The organism is Photorhabdus bodei (assembly GCF_003287735.1).
Taxonomy (GTDB): Bacteria; Pseudomonadota; Gammaproteobacteria; order Enterobacterales; family Enterobacteriaceae; genus Photorhabdus; species Photorhabdus kayaii.
In genome coordinates this window covers 1-20,537 of sequence record NZ_NSCM01000039.1, presented here as the reverse complement: position 1 = coordinate 20,537, position 20,537 = coordinate 1, and the positions used below count along the sequence as shown (strand labels likewise).

The window sequence follows — 20,537 nt, the reverse complement described above, 5'->3', positions numbered from 1 at the left end:
GAAAGGCGGTCATTGACCGCCTTAACTATTTGCTTTAAAAGCAATTTGAGCGAAAAAGTCAATAGAGAGATAACCATGAATACCACGGATACGATTGTTGCTCAGGCTACCCCACCAGGGCGAGGAGGGGTTGGCATTTTGCGTGTTTCCGGCCCGAAAGCCGCACAGGTCGCTGAGGTGGTATTAGGTAAATTACCCAAACCCCGTTATGCAGATTATCTGCCATTTCGTGATGTAGATGGTCAGATACTTGATCAGGGGATTGCTATTTACTTTCCGGGACCCAATTCATTTACCGGAGAAGATGTACTGGAGCTTCAAGGGCATGGTGGGCCGGTTATTCTCGATTTGCTACTTAAACGTATTCTGACTCTGCCAGGTGTGCGAATCGCTAATCCTGGTGAGTTTTCTGAACGCGCTTTTCTTAATGACAAACTGGATTTAGCTCAGGCGGAAGCCATTGCTGACCTGATCGATGCCAGTTCGGAGCAGGCTGCCCGTTCAGCGATGAATTCCTTACAGGGCGCTTTTTCGACTCAAGTTCACCAGATGGTGGAAGCACTTACTCACTTACGAATCTATGTAGAAGCGGCTATTGATTTTCCAGATGAAGAGATTGATTTCCTTTCTGATGGGAAAATCGAGGCCAAATTGGATGAAGTGATGGCTGAGCTTGGGCGTGTACGTGCTCAGGCTCGTCAGGGCAGCCTTTTACGTGAAGGGATGAAAGTTGTTATTGCCGGTCGCCCTAATGCGGGGAAATCTAGCCTGCTTAATGCATTAGCAGGCCGTGAAGCGGCGATTGTGACGGATATTGCAGGCACAACCCGTGATGTGTTGCGTGAACATATCCATATTGACGGTATGCCGTTGCATATTATCGATACCGCAGGTCTGCGTGAAGCCAGTGACGAAGTTGAGCGTATTGGTATTGAGCGTGCTTGGCAGGAAATTGAGCAGGCTGATCGTGTACTGTTTATGGTAGACAGCACGACAACGAACGCGGTTGAGCCTGTGGAAATCTGGCCTGAATTTATGGCTCGTCTGCCTAAATCGCTCCCTATCACAGTCGTTCGTAATAAGACAGATATGACTGATGAAGAGACAAGCATTGCCGAAGTAAGTGGTTACTCGCTGGTTAGACTTTCTGCCCGTAGCGGTGAAGGTATCGATTTATTGCGCGATCATCTAAAAGAAACGATGGGTTTTAGCAGTAATACCGAAGGTGGTTTCTTGGCTCGTCGTCGTCATTTACAAGCATTAAATACCGCGGCGGAGCATTTACAACGGGGCCATGAACAATTGGTGGTTGCCCGTTCAGGTGAATTGCTGGCAGAAGAGCTGCGTTTGGCACAGCAGGCGCTGAGTGAGATTACGGGTGAATTTACTTCCGATGATCTGCTAGGAAGGATTTTTTCGAGTTTTTGTATTGGTAAGTGAAGTGGTCATTTTTAAAGTGTAACGCTTCAAAACCCATTTACTTCGCTTTGATCCGTTTTACCGGAATTCCATCGCGCATTGCAAAGTTGTTTTCCGATTGCTTTTAAAAAAATGGCGCTGTTTTAAAAGCGCCAGATACAGTGCGGTATATGCTGTTCCAACAGCCACAACATCTATTACCGGAACAAGATTGTTTTTAAATGATCATCTGCCAAATCAAACTCAGGATCTTTACCTGTTAACGCTTTCGTTAGTGGCATAATTTTGGTCCTCACACCCATTCCTCGGTAATCGACATAGCCATAATCACGTAATACTTCCATGACAATAATATTTCTGGGTGAACGCTGTCCTGCTTTCATTTTTTCTACCGTCATGGAGTTTGGTAAAGAACCTGGGCTAATGACTTCAAGCCGGTCGGAATAACTAGATACCTCAATTTCAACAAAACGCGTCCAATCACGGTGCGCCAGCGCATTGACCAATGCTTCTCTAACGGCCTCAAGTGGATAAAACCACAGTGTCTCTCGCCTTAACTCTTCATTCACCTGATCAGACTCTTGAGAAATAAAGGGACTCATAGCCTCCATGAATCTCTCAATAACGCCACCATCGACTAGCCGTTTATCACCATTTTCAAGATCCCAGCGCCCGACCATTGGGCCATCAATGATGTCATCCAATGCAGCTTGGTATTCCTTATCTTCACCATGAAATACCATGACCCGTAAACCCGCTTGTTTGAGATAGCGTCGCGGACTTTTACCAAATAACACCAAGCCAGCTATTGTGCAGCAAACATTGCCCGCGGCTTCGGTTAAAAAACCCAGACCAAGTAGCCTTGCTTGCCATTCATCAGGCGTTTTAGGTACATCGGGATCTCGTAAGATGTCCTTTACATAATTGGTTAGGCGAGCGTCATCCAAACAACTCATATCTGTACGAGGCACAGGCATTACTTCGGTATGCAGCATTCCACCCAATTCAAACAATCGCATCTGCTGCTCTCTAGTTGCTAGCCTCGATGTTGTCCCAACACGAATATAGATTTCCTCTTTTCCGCTATGGCGAACGACGTAGGGCTTCGAAATGCCGATGGGAAAGCTAATGACAGCAACCAGTTTGCCATCATCCAATTTCACCTCTTCGTAAAACGGCAGCATCATCGGATGAATTTTGCCCTGAAAGACATTCATAACCCACTCTTCAAGATCATGCCTTTGCACGCCACTAATAGTGCCGTCATCTTCCACACCCAGCAGTATTCGTCCTCCTTGAAAGTTGGTCATGGCAACAACTTCTTTGGCTAATTGCTCAGGACGTATATCATCTCGCTTAAATTCCACACCTGAGTTTTCGCCATTGGCAATAATTTCCAACAATTCTGTTTTTAACATCGTTCTCTCCCAAGGAAGTAAAGCATTCAGTTAAAGCCGTACTTTTCACGGCGTTGATTAAACGCACTCTTACCTCCTTCCAATATATCTGCCGCTAGTTTTTGCACTTCTGGCATATCGATCGCACCCTGTTGTTCTGGCAGGATCAACCCTTTGTTATCTTCCACACTCAGCACACCAATCCATTCCGCGTCACCAAATACCGGAATATTGGCGTTGTGGGTTGCGAACAAGAACTGTCGGCTTAGCTTGGCTCTGCGCAGCTCAGCAACTATACGCTCAGCGATAAAGGCGTTATCAAGGTTATCCTCCGGCTGATCAAGGATAAGTGGATCTTGGTTGTCCAATAGCAACAGGTGCAAAATCGCCGTACATTGTTGGCCGGTCGATAGTTCCCCAATTGGGCGGAAAACGGCCTCGCGTTCACCGTGAGTGATATTCAGCTCAATCGCGATTGTATCGGGAAGCAGCAACTCTTCTAGCTCAAGCAGTTTACTCTCAGGCAAACGGCTTAACGCTCGTACAACGGAATTAGATATACCGAAATTAGAGGTTAATTCAGCCTCACCTTGGCGAATAGTGGCAGCAAGATTAGCTGGTGTGAACTCACCCTCTAAAACCCACACTAGTCTTTCCTGCCCAACACCTTCCAAGTTGCAATCACTCAAGAAATTCACTAATTCTTGGCGGTTACCTTCAGAATTCAGGCTAAGGCGTACCTTCTGATCCAACTTGCGATTGAGCCGTTTAACCGACTTCTGCATGGCGCTAGCATGTGCACTGGTCTGCTGATCTAACTCAAGTAATAGTTTCTTCCGCTGACTATAGAGCTCGTTGAGTTGGGTTTGTCGGTTTTGCAAGGCAGTTTCTTTTGGGCGAATCTGTTCAATTTGCTTTAGTAAGGTTTGATATTCAGTACCAATCTGCCGACCCGTTTTACCCTGACTTGTGGGGATGTCTTTAAACGCATTTTCAAGTTGTTGTTCTTCCGTTTGTAACCTTTCCGACAGTTGTTGCTGTAGAGGAAGTAAATTACTCGCGGCTTTACTGGAGAGCTCCTCAACTTGGATTAAACATTGAGTTAAAGAGCTCTTTAACATTTCTAAAACTTGACGCTTTTGTTTTAAAAGATCTAAGTGTGGTAATCCTTCTAAGCTGGCATCGCTTAAAAATACCGTATCTGGCAAACCGTCTTTTAAGATGTTGATAGCTTCTTTTACTCGAGCAATTTCTTCATTAACTCTCCCACTCAGTTGTTTTTCCTTTTCCAGCTTTGGAATCACTTTCAACTTTTCATCAATACCCAGCGCTTGGAATTGTTTAGCCTGATCCAATAACTTGGGTAAGCGCTCAACTTCTGCCTCAACATCTGCTTTTTGGCTAAGCGCACGAATAATGGTTTCACGATTATCCTTAAGGCTCACTAGCACTTTGACTATGGCCTTCTCAAACTGTTCGTGCTCACTTTCCAAGAATCGTGCAATGAGTAGGTTTCGGCTTTGCTCATCCCGAGTCATCTCATAAATTTCATTCTGACCATACAGCTCAACGCCAGGCAGTAAATCTTTGGGGTGATAAGGTGAAATTCTGCCGTTTTCATTCACCACTGGCTGGTTTCCATATTTGCGGCTCACCGTAAATATGCGGCCATGCATGGTTGCAGAGCGAACACTTACTTCAACCATGCCTTTTTCGATACCTAAGTTATTTTTTACAATAGCGTCATGCTGAGCTTTCGATGCTTTACCAAAAGGTTCTAAATCAAAAGCATAGCGAATACACTCCAGCAGGGTTGATTTGCCCGTACCTCTACCACCAATCACTGCGTTTAAGTGATCCGATAATTCAATATCCATACCATCAAGGTAGCCACCGACAAAACGAATACGTTCGATAGCTGACGCATAGTTTTCCGGTTTGTCTGAATTTAACCGCACTCTGGAGCCAGCATCTAAAAAAGCTTGCTTGAAAGAAGTGAAGCAGGGCTTGGTCATTTTAATTAAACAAGAAGCGCCATCAGCTTTAATCTCTTCAGGCTTTGCCACATCAGCGGCATTGATGGCAGCCATTTCCCGCTCGCGGCGATAGTCATCATTCTTATTCAGGAAAACTTTACGATAAAAGTCGCTCTCTACACCCTTTAAGTCCTCAATTGAACCTGGGATCTGAGCAGCCAACAGCCTTTTATGTTGCCAAACATAATCCATCCGCCGCTTTAACACGCCATCATCATTGGTACAGTGGGCAGCGAAAATGAAACCACCCTTATCGTTTACGTAATTAATAATATCTGTGGCAGATTTCTGCACTGGGGCTTCCGGCTGGTTTATATCCACCCCCAATGCTCCCAAATGCATTTTTATCAGATCAGCCGAAGCTGATTCATCAAACAAGCAAACGAAGTGAATTTTCTCACTGGAGGCAACTTCAAAGCCGGGGAACACCACGATTCCATGTTGTGCAAAGAGATCTCTGATCTTTTCAAAACCATTCACCGACCCATGATCAGCTAGGCCAATGACTTCAATTTCCATCTCTAGCGAAGCATTTAACAATTGCTGATTATAATCATCTTCAGAAAGAGTCGGTTGCTGCCCCCGATATTTTATGTAGCCTGAAGAATTTACCTGCAATGCACACTTGAAAAAACGTGCTTTAGCGTGCTTATTGGTCTGAATAGTCATACTTATACTCCACTTATACAGGCATATTCATCGTTCAGGCCTTGGTAATTTACATCGACAAAATTGTCTTAAAGCAGATCCGTATTAAGTCCTGCGGTTTTCAAACGCTGCGTCAAATTACGCATTTTACTGAACTCAGTGCCAAAACTCTGGCTAAGTCCAACACCTTCACAAAAATCTTTAGCTGTAATGTTCTTCAGCTCATCGGCATACTTAATCATTTGTAGATGTAGTTCAGCCGTGTACTGATTGCGTGGCGCATTCGTTAAAACCTGCTTGATCCTTTCGTAAATATCTTGTTCGTTTATCATAACCTTTACTATCGAACATCTATATAATTTAGCTAAATTATATAATTTATATGCGTACTGCAAGAAAGACTGTAGTTGCGTTGGTAAACGTTCTAGACTATTTGCAAATAGATGGGGGATGGTTTGCTTTACTGATAGCAAGCTATGAGATAATGCTACCATTTAGTTACAAAAAATGCGGGATATGTCCTTTCAGAATAAAGTCTTACTAAGCATAGTATTAATTAGGGAGTAAATACTTTGATCCATACTTACTCCAAAATTCACATAACAAATTGTTTTAATTATATTTTTAACATTCTGTATTGGCAAGTGAATGGGTAAAAGGCGGAAGTAGAACTTTTTTACCGGTTATAACAGGTAAAATTATATTTACCGGCTATAGCGTGTAAAAATTGATTTACCGGTTATAGCGTGTAACAATGAGGTTAACTGTTCAAATTGGTTGACCTCAAATATGAAAGTGACTAACTCGAAACAACTCAGCGCATATTTAAAAGATATCAGGCTTACTCAAAAACTTTCTCAGGGTAAAGTCGCAAGCAAAGTGGGTATTAGGCAGGATACGGTATCAAGCTTTGAGCAGCACCCAGATTCTACCAAGCTGGAGACCTTCTTTAAGATTATGTCAGCATTGAATTTGGAACTCGATATCCAGCCAAGAAACGTTACTAAGATAGATTCGTTAGTGGAAGATGATTGCGCAACATCGGACTCGGTGTGGAAAGAGGAGTGGTAATGGCAGCACTGGATGTCTACATGAACGGTTATCGGGTTGGAGTATTCACCAAAGCCAATACTGGCTCCCACCATTTCAAATATGATGAGTCCTGGCTTAGGTTATCGGGTAGTCGCCCCATTTCACTGTCTATGCCTCTGCGCCATCAAGCTTATCAGGGTGACGAGGTATATAACTTTTTCGATAATCTACTGCCGGATAATTCGGAAGTCAGAAGAAGAATTGTTGCCAGGCACAATGCTGAATCAACGCAACCTTTTGATCTACTGGCTAAAGTGGGTCAAGATAGTGTAGGAGCTTTGCAACTGGTACCGCAAGGTACATCCGCCAATGATATCAAGAGGATTGAATACAAGCCCTTATCTGAGATGGAACTAGAGAAAGTGCTAACTGGCTATCAAGCTGGCGCGCCATTGGGGATGATCGAAGAAGAGGAAGATTTTCGTATATCCATTGCTGGCGCACAGGAAAAGACAGCGCTTTTAAATATTGATGGAAATTGGTGCTTGCCATTAAATGCCACGCCGACAACACATATCATCAAACTTCCCATCGGTAAAATTGAGAGTCATTCACACTCTATTGATATGTCTGAAAGTGTGGAAAATGAATATCTTTGCATGTTGATTGCAAGGATGTTTGGGCTGTCTGTTCCTCACTGCTTAATAATGAAAGTGGGAGAGATAAAAGCATTAGCAGTAGAACGATTTGATCGCAAGTATTCATTTGACAACAGTTGGATAATGCGGCTGCCTCAGGAGGATTTCTGCCAAACCTTGAGCGTGCCTTCGGCGAAAAAGTATGAGAGTCATGGTGGTCCTGGGATTCCCGAGATCATGTCCTACCTCTTGGGTTCGGTTAAAGCCGAGACTGACCGCTATGAATTTATGAAGATCCAGGTATTGTTTTGGCTGTTGGCTGCCACAGACGGCCATGCAAAAAACTTTTCACTGTTTATTGAGGCTGAAGGGCATTATCGGCTAACGCCTTTTTATGACATTCTTTCCATGTACCCTGTATTCGGAGGCAGAGGGCTTCATCCCCGAGATGCCAAATTGGCGATGGGGCTAACTGGGACGAGAGGTAGGAAGTACAATATAGAGCAGATATTCCCAAGACACTTTTTTCAAACAGCCAAGGCCGCTGGATTTGATAAGGATTCGATGGCAAGAATTCTTACTGAATATGCTGAGACGGTTGATACAGTTGTCATGAATGCCAGAGGTCAGTTGCCTATAGATTTCCCTGTTCATATCAGTAACTCGATATTGGGAGGGTTACAAGCCAGAGCAAAGCGCCTGAAAATTGGATGGGATTAACATTTTCATCATCAGCATTATCTACAGCAAGTGCCATATAAATATGGCACCCACTTACATGATGATTTTATAACTTATTTTTTACCTGCAACATCTAGTTGCTGATAAATATAGTGTTTATAACTTTCCACCAGCGCTTTATCCTGACAATCATCCAGTGCTCCATGACAGAGATGACGCATTGTCATATTTGCTCGGTAGAAAGGTGAAGCATCCAGTTTAGCTCTCTCCATAATCATGCCACCGAGGAATGAAATATCCGTCAGTTCATCAGTCTGAATAGATGTTCCCTGCTGCAAGTTATCCCGCATAGTAAATTGGGTGATATGACCCGGATTTGAAAATACGCCATTGTACTGATTTAGGCTGATATTGGGTTGATGATCACCGAAGTAGAGGAACATGGTTGGCTTTTCCCGTTTAGCAACAAACTCACTGAAATCTTTGATTGCCGGATCAGAAGCTTTGATTTTCTCCATGTAGTGACTGAACTTACCCACTGACTGTGAATTTTTTACATGTCCGGTAAGCCCGTAATCATCGGCATGATCTTCATCATATGGGCCGTGTTCATACATAGTCAGTGAGAAAATAAAGAGCGGCCTATCCGTTTCCTGTGCCAAAATTTCTTTCACATAGCCCAACATCTCTTGGGTAGAGATAGTCCACAGATTTTTATCAAGACTGGCGGGATATCCCAATTCCTGTGGCTGAATAATGCGATCAACGCCGAGAGTCTGATAGGCATGACCGGAATGATAAGAAGATTTATTAAATGGCGTCAAAACAACCGTGTAATAGCCATTCTGTTTCATTTCACGGAACAAGCTGTATTTCAGGTGATCAACAATAAAATAAAAAACCGCATTCTTACGTGAGCCAAAATCGTCCGTATTTAAGCCAGTCAGAGCAGAAAATTCAGATAACCAGGTACCACCACCGAAAGTTTGCACCCGCATTGGACTTTGTGCGCTGACCCCCGAATCCCGCTGAAACATATAAAAATCAGGTAAGCGGGTATCATCAGGCAGTTGATAGATATGCGGAGTCACGGTGGATTCCTGTAATAACATCACCACGTCAGGTTTAATCGCTGACTGCGGCACAGGCAGCACAACATTCCTAGCCTGTTGTAGAAAATAATCGGATGATTGCCCAAACTGAGGCGCATGATATTTGGCGTCTTTAGCCGACATCACCATATTGGTGACTGTACCACGTCCTTTTGGTAGTGAAGATTCCCACTGCTCTCTGAATGCATTAGCGGTAGCGCTCACTTCCCATGTACAGAACGCCGCCAGAACCAAGCCGACAGTACGCCATTTGAAACCACGGCGGGAAGATGATTTTTTCCAGCTCAGCGTCATGTTAAAAATCAACCAGATAAACATCGCGACAACGCCTAAACCGGCCAGCCAATAGTGGCGTAGTGTTTCCTGATTGGCAGGATCAAACATCAAGTTTAGATCGGAGAACATCAACTGTTCTTTGTAGTAATGCACTTTTATCTGATTGAGGAACTTAAAGATAATAAACAGTGTTCCGGTAAAGGCCGTAGAAAACAGTAACCGGGCTGACACAAAAAACACGAGGCCAAATATCACCCCAAACACGCCGACAGCGATCAGTGCCGGGTAAATATCTTCACTTTTTTCAAAAACCAGTATTAAAGTTGCAATAAACAATAATCCCAGATAAACACCCGATATTATCTTCTTTTTCATATCGTATTGAATCCAATTAATAGATGGTCCACGGTTGGCAAAATAACACAGATCAGTTGAATCGATGAAACAAGACGGTGATTTTGCTGAAATCATCTATATTTTAAATAAAAAAATCATCAGAATAGCCCATTATCTCTGAGAATATGCGACTCAGCCTGACGACGAGTAAAACCACTGCGATCAAAAAATTCCAATATCTGAATAGCCAATTTACGACCGATACCGAGTTGATCACGAAAATCCGCAGCGGTAATTGCACCATAATCTTGATTAAATTGGCGAATTAGTTCCGCGAATTGTTGAATTCGTTGGCTACAATAATAACGATCAGGAACAATCGCGATAATATGCCCCAATTGAGCGGATTTTTTCAACAAATTGCGGACTGTTGCCTCTTCTTCTTTTAAATCAGCAGCCAGGTCGCGTACCCACCACGGATCATCTGTGAAATAGGGGGCTATTCGTTGCCACAATTTTGCCTGTTCATCACTAAAAGACAAACCGTGTTCAGGAAGATATAACCAACCTCGTAATTGCTTTAGCTGTCCATCACTGAGCAATGCATCTATCAAAGTGTAAACTAGCGCTTCATCCAGCGTTGGCAGCGCCATCCGTTTCAGACGTGCCCTGCCTAAACCCAGTTGATCGACATGTTGCTGGTGATATTCAGCCAAAACGTGTAGTAACTTCTGCTTTGCTAACTTGGCATTGTTCTGTGATAACACCATACCATCGGCAATAATCACATCCTCATCAACGATTAGCTGGTGGAGAGTTGCTTCCGTTAACTGACGCGCCCAAGAAAAGTGGTTGAGAGAAAGTGCGCCTCGTGGCAAATGGAGCGCTAAATTAGCTGCATGATCTGATGTTCTGGCAAGCCGCGTGAGCCAATGCAAAAATTCTGGCTGGCGCTTACCACGACGGGGGGAATTTAGATTTATCACTCGTGCGCCAGCCAATGTTTTTCTGGCACTGATATCTCGCAATATCAACCGGTCATTCTCAACCAACCACACTGGGCTATCAAGCGCCAATTCAGCCAGCAGAGGCTTATCAGAAAGTTGATTTAGTAATGAAATTCGCCCCGTTATATGGCTGGCAGCATGATGAATATGAATTGGTTGCCAGTTTCGCAAAGGTTCATCAGTTTCTACTTCCACCAATACCTTTTCTACATGCTCAAAGGGTTTGTGGGAAAGTAGCCAATCACCACGGGATACCTGTTCTTTACTCACATCACCAGTAATATTCAGTGCGATACGTTGCCCGGCCTGAGCCGTATCGGTCTGTTGATTCTGAGCATGCAAGCCACGTACTCTGACTTGCTGATCCCGGCCGGTTAGCCAGAGGGTATCTCCCACCCTGACCCGGCCGGCCAATGCCGTTCCCGTGACTACCAGACCTGCTCCTTTTACACTGAAAGCGCGATCTATCGCCAGACGAAAACGCTGATGTAATTTTTCATGCTGCTTATTTTGCTGATGTAACTGCAACAGATGCTGCCTCAAAGGGACAATACTTTCTTCATCCGCCGCAGCCGTTACAAACAGAGGGAACTCTCCCCAACCCTGCATTGCCAGTTGATGCTCAATTTGTTGGCGGATTTCAACTATTCGTTGCGATTCCACTCGATCTGCTTTAGTGAGCGCAACTGTCATGGCCGGGCGGCCAATCAAACGCAGAATAGCTAAATGTTCTCTCGTTTGAGCCATTACCCCATCGTCACAGGCAACCACTAATAAAACATGATCAATACCTCCGATCCCTGCCAACATATTAGCGAGGAATTTCTCATGTCCGGGCACATCGATAAAACCAACCGAAGAGCCATCCGGTTGCGGCCAATAGGCATAACCTAAATCGATGGTCATCCCGCGCTTTTTCTCTTCCGGCAAATGGGCTGTATTAACGCCGGTAATCGCTTGAATAAGTGTGGTTTTACCATGATCAACATGGCCCGCGGTGGCAAAAATCATAATAGTTTTAGAAAATTATTGTATTTCAGAAAATTACAGCAATAGTGCCTGCAATAGCGCTTTTTCATCTTCAAGACAGCGTAAATCCAGCCATAAACGTCCGCCAGAGATACGACCAAGAACGGGTTTTGCTAATCCACGCCAGCACCGGGCCAACCGCTCTAACGAGCTCCCCTGACCATCAACGGCGGCGAAAGTCAAAGCCCAACTTGGCAGACGATCAACCGGCAGTGAACCACTGCCAATCTGTGAATAACATGGTTCATCACGAACAATAAATTGGTCACCGTAATGTGCTTGAAGCTGAGGTAATAGCTGTTGTGCCATATCATGCATTTGTTGTTGTGAACGGGTTAACAAACGTAACGTTGGCAACTGTTGGCAAAGTTGTTCGGGGCGCTGATATAACCGCAATGTGGCTTCTAAAGCGGCCAGTGTCATCTTATCCGCCCGCAAAGCGCGTTTTAGAGGATGACGCTGGATTGCTTCTATCCAGTGTTTCTTGCCTAGAATAATGCCAGCTTGTGGTCCCCCCAGTAATTTATCACCAGAGAAAGTGACCAGATCGATGCCCTGATTCAGGTAATCTTGAGGCATAGGTTCGGCTGGCAATCCATATTGCGCCATATTGATCATGGAACCGCTACCCAGATCAATTGCAGTAGGAATTTGCGAGGTTATTCCCAGAGTGGCCAATTCACGGCCAGACACTTCCGCGGTAAAACCTTCAATATTGTAGTTACTGGCATGCACTTTCATGAGGAGAGCGGTCTCTTCATTAATCGCTTGCCGATAATCTTTCAGGTGAGTGCGGTTCGTTGTGCCGACTTCAACTAATCGGCATCCTGCCTGAACCATCACATCAGGAACACGGAATGCGCCACCAATTTCCACTAATTCGCCACGAGAAACCACAACTTGCTTACCGGATGCTACGGTTGCCAGCAATAACAACACCGCCGCTGCATTGTTATTAACAATACAGGCATCTTCCGCCCCGGTTAATTCACACAGTAAATCCGCCAAAGCATGGTCACGGTGTCCACGTCCGGCGTTATTGAGGGAATATTCCAACGTTACAGGTGAACGCATCACTTGTGTTACCGCTTCAATCGCTGATTCTGCCATTAATGCTCGGCCAAGATTGGTATGAATCACCGTACCACTAAGATTAAACACCGGCTTTAAAGCCAAAACTTGTTGCTGTTCCAGTTGCTGACCAAGTGCCAAGGCCCAGTTATCACACCAATCAGGCAGTACCTGATACTGCTTGATATTGATTCTGGCCTGCTCCTGCATTCCTCTTAATGTGGCAGTGACCAACGTCTGTCCATATTGTTCCACGAATGGGGCTATCTGTGGCTCATGCAATAGACGATCAATGGCGGGGAGCAGGCTGTACAACGGGTATGGTTTATGTGTCATGGCAATTCCGTCAACTCACTATTACTCATTTGGGAACAAAAACGGGTTGATGCTACTGCGGGCAAAACCTTCCTCTTCCATTTTGGCATCGAGGATCAGTGAAGCTAGATCATCAGCAACAGCTTCAACTTTCGGATCTTTCTCCTGATAGAGAATTTTCAAATAACTACCACAATCGCCGCAACTTTCCGCTTTCACAGCGGCGTGCTCACTATCCAGTGACCAATAATTAAGATCGCGTGTCTGTTCGCAGTTACTGCATTTTACCCGTACCACATGCCATTCACTTTCACACAAACTACAATGCAGATAACGCAACCCGTTGGTTGTGCCAATATGAACGACACTAGAGACCGGCATACTGTTGCAAACTGGGCAAAACTGACGATGTTCACCATATTCTGCCCTCGCTTTTCCTGGGATTTGATTTGCCATTTGTGCCCAATAGAGGGAAAGTGCCGCCCAGATAAAAAGTGCTTTTTCAGGGCTGACTTTACTGAATTCATTTTTCAGCAGAGCATCGGCCATCTGTTCCAGCTCCTGTTCTGGCGCTTTTTCTAGATTATCCAGAGCGGCATTAACATGTTCCGACGCATCTGGCAGTAATTCTGCTATCAGAGAGTGAAGTAATTTTTGCCAGTGTTCAGTACGTTGGAAGGTTTTGCAATCCAGAGGCGGTTTACCTTCAATGACAGATTTTTCTAAGATATCTGCTATCTCCATTTTCAATGGATTATCATGCAACGCTTTTTGCTGAGCTTGGGCAACTTGTGCTGAAAAGTTAAGATAATCAACGAATGGGCTCTCTTTTGCCAATTGTTGCAGGCGTTCTGCTCGACGCTGATAAAGATTTTTCAGATTAGCAAAAAGCAATGGCGGGATATAATCTGCTGTTTTTTCATTGGTGCGATCTTTGCTCAGTTGTTCTTGAGGAACGATGTGAATACTCATTAAGTTCTATCTTCCTGCTATCTGCTTTGGGGCTTTCAGATTAATAATAATCTTAAGCTTGTTTTTAGCGTTCAGCATAGATCAAAAGTGGTTTCTGGGCTACAGAGATAATACTTGAAATTATGTGGTCGGTAATAATCAATATATTCATGAAATGGTTGTAAATATTTTTATAATCATTCATTCTTAGTGTGAATTTGCTGAAATAAAAATATTGTTAAGGCATATTTTTTAATTTAATCTTAAAAATCCCTAAAAAGAGTTAATTGTGATTTTTAACATTTCTTTCTATCATATTTTATATAGTCTGATAGTTAATTACTTACGGCTAAAAAAATATAATTAAAGTGAGTAAGCAATGGTCAAAGATGAATCAAATTTTCATTATCTCATAAGGAAAAGATAGCAAAGTTAATAATTACATTTTGGGCTGAAAGTGTTTCAACTATATATGGTTAGTTATAGTGGTACTATGTTCTATACCCGTCATCTTTCAAGTTGCCTCTTTGTTGGCTGCACTCGCTCACCCCGGTCACATAGTTATCTATGCTCCCGGGGATTCACTCCCTTGCCGTCGCGATGCATCTTGAAATCCATAGGGTATATATAATAACCTCATTTAAAAATACAGAAAGGGTAATTCAATGCTAATCGATCTCATTACGTCATATAGAAAAACCGCTGCAATCTATACTTTTGTTGATGCTGGTTTATCTATTCACTTTAAAAATGGAGACTATGTAGATATTAACAAACTTGCCAGTCAATATGGTATTGATTATTCAAGACTTAATCGACTATGTGATTTCTTAATTGAAATAGGAGTATTGGTTAGCAGCAACCACGGGGTTGCACTTTCTGATGAATGCAGTGCACTTGCTGATCCTAATAGCGTAGAATTCTTAACAGTAAAATATGAAATCAATTCAGAACATTGGGATTCTTGGTTAATGTATCCAAAATCCTTACTGGAAAACAATGGCAAATCGGCATTTGAAATGGTGCATGGAAAATCATTCTTTGAGCATTTGGATAGTAATAAGGGATTAAAATCAGATTTTGATGCTTTAATGTCAAAATACACAAATAAAATAATTAAAGAGTTGCTTGTTATTTATGATTTTAATAAACATAACAGAATATTAGATCTGGGGGGTGGAGACGGAGAGCTTTTGATCAGAATCAGTGAACAGGTCAAAGGAAAAGATTACGCTGTATTGGACAGATATAATGAAGTGCCTATTTCAGAAGGTGTAAATTTCATAAGTGGAGATTTTTTTAAGCCAATTCCGACAGGTTATGATTTATATATTTTAAAAAATGTTCTCCATAACTGGCCTGATAATGATGCTATATCCATTTTGAAGAACTGCCGAGAAGCGATGGATAATAACACAACCCTTCTGATAATAACCTTAATGAAAAAACCACAATCCTTGGTAGTTAAATCTGTGGATATATTAATGGATATGCTATTTTTAGCGAAACAACGCTATTTGTCTGAATTCGAAGATATAGCTAGCCACGCGGGACTTGTCATTCGATCTTATAAAGATTTAGATGAAATATTTTCATTTATAGAATTAGGGGTAAAATAAATTATTAGGGATTTAGGATCATTTCCAAAAGATGATTATATTTATAATTGATCGTTGGGAAATATATATATAAAATGTGGCATCAAAATATTTGACGCCACATTTTATTTTATGTTAATAATTAAATGTATATACCCTATGGATTTCAAGATGGATCGCGACGGCAAGGGAGTGAATCCCCGGGAGCATAGATAACTATGTGACCGGGGTGAGCGAGTGCAGCCAACAAAGAGGCAACTTGAAAGATGACGGGTATAAGTATTAAAATAGAAAGCAAACTTATTCTCTGATAATAAAAACGATTAATAACTATATTAAACGATTCTATTTTATCTTGGAAATTTCTGATAAGAGTTAATTGTGATCTTTGTCATTTATTTTTGTCGAATTTAATATAGTCTGGTAGTTAACAATTCTGTTTAAAAATGCGTTATTAAAGTAAGTTGAACAATGGGAAAATAAGGAGAGTGGAATTTTTATTATCTCACTATGAAAAGGTAACAAAGCTAATAATCACATATTAGTTATCGAAATATCCAATTATTCATTATGGTATTTAATGTACTTTAGATAAAACACTTACTCTATTTATACCCTATGGATTTTAAGATGCATCGAGACGGCAAGGGAGCGAATCCCCGGGAGCATAGGTAACGATGTGACCGGGGTGAGCGAATGCAGCCAACAAAGAGGCAACTTGAAAGATAACGGGTATATAAGATAAAGACATAAAGGATAACTCAATGCTAGCCGAACTTATTACATCATATAGAAAATCAGCCGCAATCTACGCTTTTGTTGATGCCGGCTTATCTATTCACTTTAGAAATGGAGCTTATGTAGATATAGACGAACTTTCCCGTCAATGTGGTATTGATTATTCGCGACTTGATCGATTATGTGATTTCTTAATTGAAATTGGGGTATTGGTTAACCATGGTCATAAAGTCACCCTTTCTGATGAATGCAGTGCACTTGCCGATCCTGAAAGTATGGAGTCATTAATTGTAAAATGGGAATTGAGTCCAGATTGCTGGAACGCTTGGTCAATGTATCCAAGATCTTTACTTGAAAATGATGGAAAACCGGCATTTGAAATAACGCATGGAAAATCATTCTTTGAACATTTAGCTAGTAATAAATTACTCAAATCAAATTTTGATTCTTCAATGTCAAAAGGCTCAGATAAAATAATTGAAAAGCTACTTGATATTTATGATTTTGGTCAATACAACAGAATATTAGATATTGGAGGAGGTGAAGGAAATCTTCTGGTAAAAATGAGTGAGAAGGTAAAAGGAAAACATTACGCTGTATTAGATAGATATGATGAAATTCCTGTTTTGGAAAATATAGATTTTATAAATGGAGATTTTCTAAAGTCAATTCCATCTGGTTATGATTTATATATTTTAAAGAATGTTATTCACGATTGGTCCGATAATAACGCAATACTCATTTTAGAAAATTGTCGCAAGGCAATGGATAATGGTTCAGCTGTTTTATTGATAAGTTATATGAAAAAACCACAATCTAAAATGGTGATATATTTGGATATATTAATGGATGTACTATTTTCAGGAAAAGAACGTTATTTGACGGAATTCGAACGTTTGGCTAACCAGGCAGGATTGGTTATTCAAGATGTTAAAGATATCGATGAATCATCTTCAATTATCCAGCTAGGAATAAAATAACTTAAAGATAATCACATGTTTTCATTAAATATAATTATATGGATGTTGTTTCTCTGAAAAAATATATAATAAGTATGTCATTAAAATATTTGATGACATACTTACTGCCTATCTTGAAATCCATAGGGTATATATGGATATTAAAGTGTAAAGAAAGTTCATTCGTTGGAAATTAAAATAATTTAAATAGCATAAATAAATATGTTAAATTGAATTATTTTATTTGATTTTTAAAACCCCTTAAAGAGTTAATTGTAATCTTCATCATTTCTTTTTATCATGTTTAATATAGCTCGATAATTAACAATTTTAACCCCAAAAGTACATAACTAAAGTCAGTTAACCAATTGGATAATAAGGAGAATGATATCTTCATTATATTACCAAGAAAAGATAGTAAAGTTAATGAACTCATTCTAGTTATCAGAATACCTAATAAATTAGCATGGTATTTTCTGAAATTTAGATAAAAAATTCGTCTTTTTATAAGATAAAGATATATACCCTATGGATTTCAAGATGGATCGCGATGGCAAGGGAGTGAATCCCGGGGAGCATAGATAACTATGTGACCGGGGTGAGCGAGCGCAGCCAACAAAGAGGCAACTTGAAAGATGACGGGTATAAAGGACAACTAATGCTAGCCGAACTTATTACATCATATAGAAAATCAATTGCCATCTATACTTTTGTGGATACAGGTTTGTCTGTTCACTTTAAAAATGGCACTTATATGGATATCAACGAACTTGCCAGCCAATATGGTATTGATTATTCTCGACTTAATCGATTATGTGATTTCTTAATTGAAATCGGGGTATTGGTTAGCTGCAATGATAGAGTTGCACTTTCTGAGGAATGTAGTGTGCTTGCTGATCCTGAGAGTATGGAATCATTAATTGCAAAGTGGGAATTTAACTCAGATCTCTGGAACGCTTGGTTAATGTACCCAAAATCCTTACTTGAAAATAATGGTAAATCGGCATTTGAAATAGCGAATGGAAAACCATTCTTTGAGCATTTGGATAGTAATAAATTGCTCAAATCAAAATTTGATTCCTTAATGTCAAAAGATTCAGATAAAATGATTGAAAAATTATTTTATATTTATGATTTTAGTCAACACGATAAAATATTAGATGTTGGCGGAGGAGAAGGGAATCTTCTGATAAGAATGAGTGAAAAGGTAAAAGAAAAACATTACGCTGTATTGGACAGATATAATGCACTTCCTGATTATGAAAATATAGATTTTATAGATGGAGATTTTTTTAAATCAATTCCGGCAGGTTACGATTTATATATTCTAAAGAATGTTATTCATGATTGGCCTGATAATGACGCAATACTCATTTTAGAAAATTGCCGAAAGGCAATGGGTAATAATGCAACTATTTTATTAATAACCTTAATGAAAAAACCACAGTCTAAAGTAATTAAATATTTTGATATATTAATGGATGTATCATCTTTAGGGAAAGAGCGTGACTTAACGGAATTCGAATATTTGGCTAACCAAGCAGGGCTGGTCATTCAAGATGTTAAAGATATCGACGAATCATATTCAATTATCCAACTAGGTGTAAAATAAATTATAGATAATAGTGGAGCTTCACCAAATATAATGATATGGATATTGTATGTCTGATAAATCTATAAAAAGTATGGCATTAAAATATTTAATGCCATATTTTTATTTTATATCAATAAGATATTGAAATAGAATGTGGATTTAAATGTTGATAACAAGGGTAGTTTAATAGCTAAAATATCAAAATTAAGTTATATTTCCTTATTTGATTTTCAATTATTCTGAAAATATTTAATTGTGATCTTCATCATTTATTTTTATCAAATTTAGTATAGTATAATAATTTGTTTCTAAAAATGGATAATTAAAGAAAGTTAATTGATTGGAAAGTAAGGGGAATAAAATATTTATTATTTCATAGGAAAAAGATAAAAAAAATAATAATCACAAATTGGTGAAAATATGTTGTTAAAATACCTAGTTAATCGTCATGGTATTTCCCGAGTTTTATATAAAACACTTCATTTCTTTATGATATATACCCTATGGATTTCAAGATGCATCGCGACGGCAAGGGAGCGAATCCCCGGGAGCATGGATAACGATGTGACTGGGGTGAGTGAGTGCAGCCAACAAAGAGGCAACTTGAAAGATAACAGGTATAAAGGATAACGCTATGCTAATCGATCTTATTACATCATGTAGAAAATCAACCGCAATTTATGCTTTTGTTGATATGGGTTTATCTGTTCACTTTAAAGATGGGGCCTGCGTAAATATCAGCGAACTTTCCTGTCAATATGGTCTTGATCATTCTCGCTTTAGCCGGTTATGTGAATATTTAATCAAAATAGGGTATTGGTTAGCCGCAATGAGGGAGTTGCACTTTCTGAGGAATGCAGTGCACTTGCCGATCCTGAAAGTATGGAATCATTGATGATAAGGTGCGAAGTTAGCCCAGAATACTGGAACGTTTGGTCAATGTATTCAAAATCCTTATATGAGAATAATAACAAAACGGCATTTGAAATAGCGCATGGAAAACCATTCTTTGAATATTTGGATAATCATGAATTGTTCAGATCAAATTTTGATTCTTTTATGTCAAAAAACTCGGACAAAATCATAGAGAAAATACTTGATATTTATGATTTTAGTCAACATAACAGAATATTAGATGTTGGAGGAGGAGAAGGAAAGCTTTTGGTAAGAATAAATGAAAAAATAAAAGGAAAACATTACGCTGTATTGGACAGATATAATGAAATTCCTGTTTTAGAAGATATTGAATTTATAAACGGAGATTTTTTTAAATCAGTTCCATCTGGTTATGATTTATATATTTTAAAGAATATTATCCATAATTGGTCTGATAATAACGCAATACTGATTTTAGAGAATTGCCGAAAAGCTATGGATGATAATGCAACTGTTTTGTTGATAGGCACGGTGAAAAAATTAAAATTAGAAATAATTGACTCTACGGATATATTAATGGATGTACTATTATTAGGAAAAGAGCGTTATTTGAATGAATTAGAAGATTTGGCTCACCAAGTAGGGTTTGTCGTTAAAGATATCAAAGATATAAATGAAAAATATTCAATTATAGAGCTAAATAAGATTTCATAATTGTGCTACACCCATTTTTTGTCTTCCTGGCTTTTGCTGTGATGAAAACGATGCCAAAAAGGCATCAACATAATTCAGTAACTGCCACATAAATTGACAACAATGATTTC

18 protein-coding genes and 1 pseudogene are annotated in these 20,537 nt (G+C 40.2%); 9 read left to right on the top strand and 10 right to left on the bottom strand.

Translation table 11 applies throughout. The features are described 5' to 3' along the window. Positions 1 to 75: 75 nt before the first annotated feature. Positions 76 to 1,440, top strand: coding sequence for a tRNA uridine-5-carboxymethylaminomethyl(34) synthesis GTPase MnmE (mnmE, locus tag CKY02_RS17755; RefSeq protein WP_112896309.1), 1,365 nt, complete (start codon positions 76 to 78; stop codon positions 1,438 to 1,440). Between the two features lie 176 nt (positions 1,441 to 1,616). Here the strand turns inward: mnmE and CKY02_RS17750 are convergent, their stop codons facing one another. The 3 genes from CKY02_RS17750 to CKY02_RS17740 form a co-directional block, all read right to left on the bottom strand. Next, a complete protein-coding gene (locus CKY02_RS17750; RefSeq protein ID WP_112896308.1) occupies positions 1,617 to 2,837 on the bottom strand; it encodes an RNA-binding domain-containing protein in 1,221 nt (406 codons plus the stop codon). A 26-nt stretch (positions 2,838 to 2,863) separates the two neighbouring features. Beyond that, on the bottom strand, positions 2,864 to 5,521 hold the full coding sequence (locus CKY02_RS17745; protein WP_193493160.1) for a TrlF family AAA-like ATPase: 2,658 nt from the start codon (positions 5,519 to 5,521) through the stop codon (positions 2,864 to 2,866). A 68-nt stretch (positions 5,522 to 5,589) separates the two neighbouring features. Then, complete coding sequence (locus CKY02_RS17740; RefSeq protein WP_112896330.1) at positions 5,590 to 5,829, bottom strand: HTH-like domain-containing protein; 240 nt, start codon at positions 5,827 to 5,829, stop codon at positions 5,590 to 5,592. 460 nt (positions 5,830 to 6,289) lie between these two features. On the opposite strand from CKY02_RS17740, the gene CKY02_RS17735 reads away from it, so the two are divergent. Further along, positions 6,290 to 6,571 (top strand): helix-turn-helix domain-containing protein, encoded by a 282-nt coding sequence (locus tag CKY02_RS17735; RefSeq protein ID WP_112896306.1) that lies wholly within the window; start codon positions 6,290 to 6,292, stop codon positions 6,569 to 6,571. Next, positions 6,571 to 7,890: a type II toxin-antitoxin system HipA family toxin gene (locus CKY02_RS17730; protein WP_112896305.1), complete on the top strand. Its 1,320-nt coding sequence runs from the start codon at positions 6,571 to 6,573 to the stop codon at positions 7,888 to 7,890. Before CKY02_RS17735 ends, CKY02_RS17730 begins: the two co-directional genes overlap by 1 nt. A gap of 74 nt (positions 7,891 to 7,964) precedes the next feature. On the opposite strand, the gene CKY02_RS17725 is transcribed toward CKY02_RS17730, so the two are convergent. The 4 genes from CKY02_RS17725 to fdhE form a co-directional block, all read right to left on the bottom strand. Continuing rightward, positions 7,965 to 9,614: an LTA synthase family protein gene (locus CKY02_RS17725; protein ID WP_112896329.1), complete on the bottom strand. Its 1,650-nt coding sequence runs from the start codon at positions 9,612 to 9,614 to the stop codon at positions 7,965 to 7,967. A gap of 119 nt (positions 9,615 to 9,733) precedes the next feature. After that, positions 9,734 to 11,593 (bottom strand): selenocysteine-specific translation elongation factor, encoded by a 1,860-nt coding sequence (selB, locus tag CKY02_RS17720; protein ID WP_112896304.1) that lies wholly within the window; start codon positions 11,591 to 11,593, stop codon positions 9,734 to 9,736. A gap of 33 nt (positions 11,594 to 11,626) precedes the next feature. After that, complete coding sequence (selA, locus tag CKY02_RS17715; protein WP_112896303.1) at positions 11,627 to 13,018, bottom strand: L-seryl-tRNA(Sec) selenium transferase; 1,392 nt, start codon at positions 13,016 to 13,018, stop codon at positions 11,627 to 11,629. 21 nt (positions 13,019 to 13,039) lie between these two features. After that, a complete protein-coding gene (fdhE, locus tag CKY02_RS17710; RefSeq protein WP_112896302.1) occupies positions 13,040 to 13,969 on the bottom strand; it encodes a formate dehydrogenase accessory protein FdhE in 930 nt (309 codons plus the stop codon). Between the two features lie 464 nt (positions 13,970 to 14,433). On the opposite strand from fdhE, the gene CKY02_RS26400 reads away from it, so the two are divergent. Together CKY02_RS26400 and CKY02_RS17705 are read left to right on the top strand one after the other, a co-directional pair. After that, positions 14,434 to 14,559 carry a hypothetical protein gene (locus CKY02_RS26400; RefSeq protein WP_275658226.1) on the top strand — a complete coding sequence of 42 codons (126 nt, stop codon included), beginning with the start codon at positions 14,434 to 14,436 and terminating at the stop codon, positions 14,557 to 14,559. A gap of 54 nt (positions 14,560 to 14,613) precedes the next feature. Next, positions 14,614 to 15,567 (top strand): methyltransferase, encoded by a 954-nt coding sequence (locus CKY02_RS17705; protein ID WP_112896301.1) that lies wholly within the window; start codon positions 14,614 to 14,616, stop codon positions 15,565 to 15,567. A gap of 145 nt (positions 15,568 to 15,712) precedes the next feature. Here the strand turns inward: CKY02_RS17705 and CKY02_RS26395 are convergent, their stop codons facing one another. Further along, entirely contained in the window at positions 15,713 to 15,844 is a 132-nt protein-coding gene (locus CKY02_RS26395; protein WP_275658225.1) for a hypothetical protein, read from the bottom strand. Positions 15,845 to 16,171: 327 nt separating this feature from the next. Then, on the bottom strand, positions 16,172 to 16,297 hold the full coding sequence (locus tag CKY02_RS26390; RefSeq protein WP_274382186.1) for a hypothetical protein: 126 nt from the start codon (positions 16,295 to 16,297) through the stop codon (positions 16,172 to 16,174). A 13-nt stretch (positions 16,298 to 16,310) separates the two neighbouring features. Between CKY02_RS26390 and CKY02_RS17700 the strand changes: the two genes are divergently transcribed. From CKY02_RS17700 to CKY02_RS17690, 4 genes are all read left to right on the top strand, one after another. After that, positions 16,311 to 17,264 (top strand): methyltransferase, encoded by a 954-nt coding sequence (locus tag CKY02_RS17700; protein WP_112896300.1) that lies wholly within the window; start codon positions 16,311 to 16,313, stop codon positions 17,262 to 17,264. 637 nt (positions 17,265 to 17,901) lie between these two features. Further along, positions 17,902 to 18,855: a methyltransferase gene (locus tag CKY02_RS17695; RefSeq protein WP_112896299.1), complete on the top strand. Its 954-nt coding sequence runs from the start codon at positions 17,902 to 17,904 to the stop codon at positions 18,853 to 18,855. Between the two features lie 402 nt (positions 18,856 to 19,257). Next, positions 19,258 to 19,467, top strand: a complete 210-nt coding sequence (locus CKY02_RS24055) for a hypothetical protein (RefSeq protein ID WP_146747468.1) — start codon at positions 19,258 to 19,260, stop codon at positions 19,465 to 19,467. Positions 19,468 to 19,653: 186 nt separating this feature from the next. Beyond that, positions 19,654 to 20,427: a methyltransferase gene (locus CKY02_RS17690; protein WP_338015689.1), complete on the top strand. Its 774-nt coding sequence runs from the start codon at positions 19,654 to 19,656 to the stop codon at positions 20,425 to 20,427. Here the strand turns inward: CKY02_RS17690 and CKY02_RS17685 are convergent. Then, a pseudogene (locus CKY02_RS17685) lies at positions 20,422 to 20,537 on the bottom strand (IS630 family transposase); the annotation flags it as partial. The gene CKY02_RS17690 and the pseudogene CKY02_RS17685 overlap by 6 nt on opposite strands.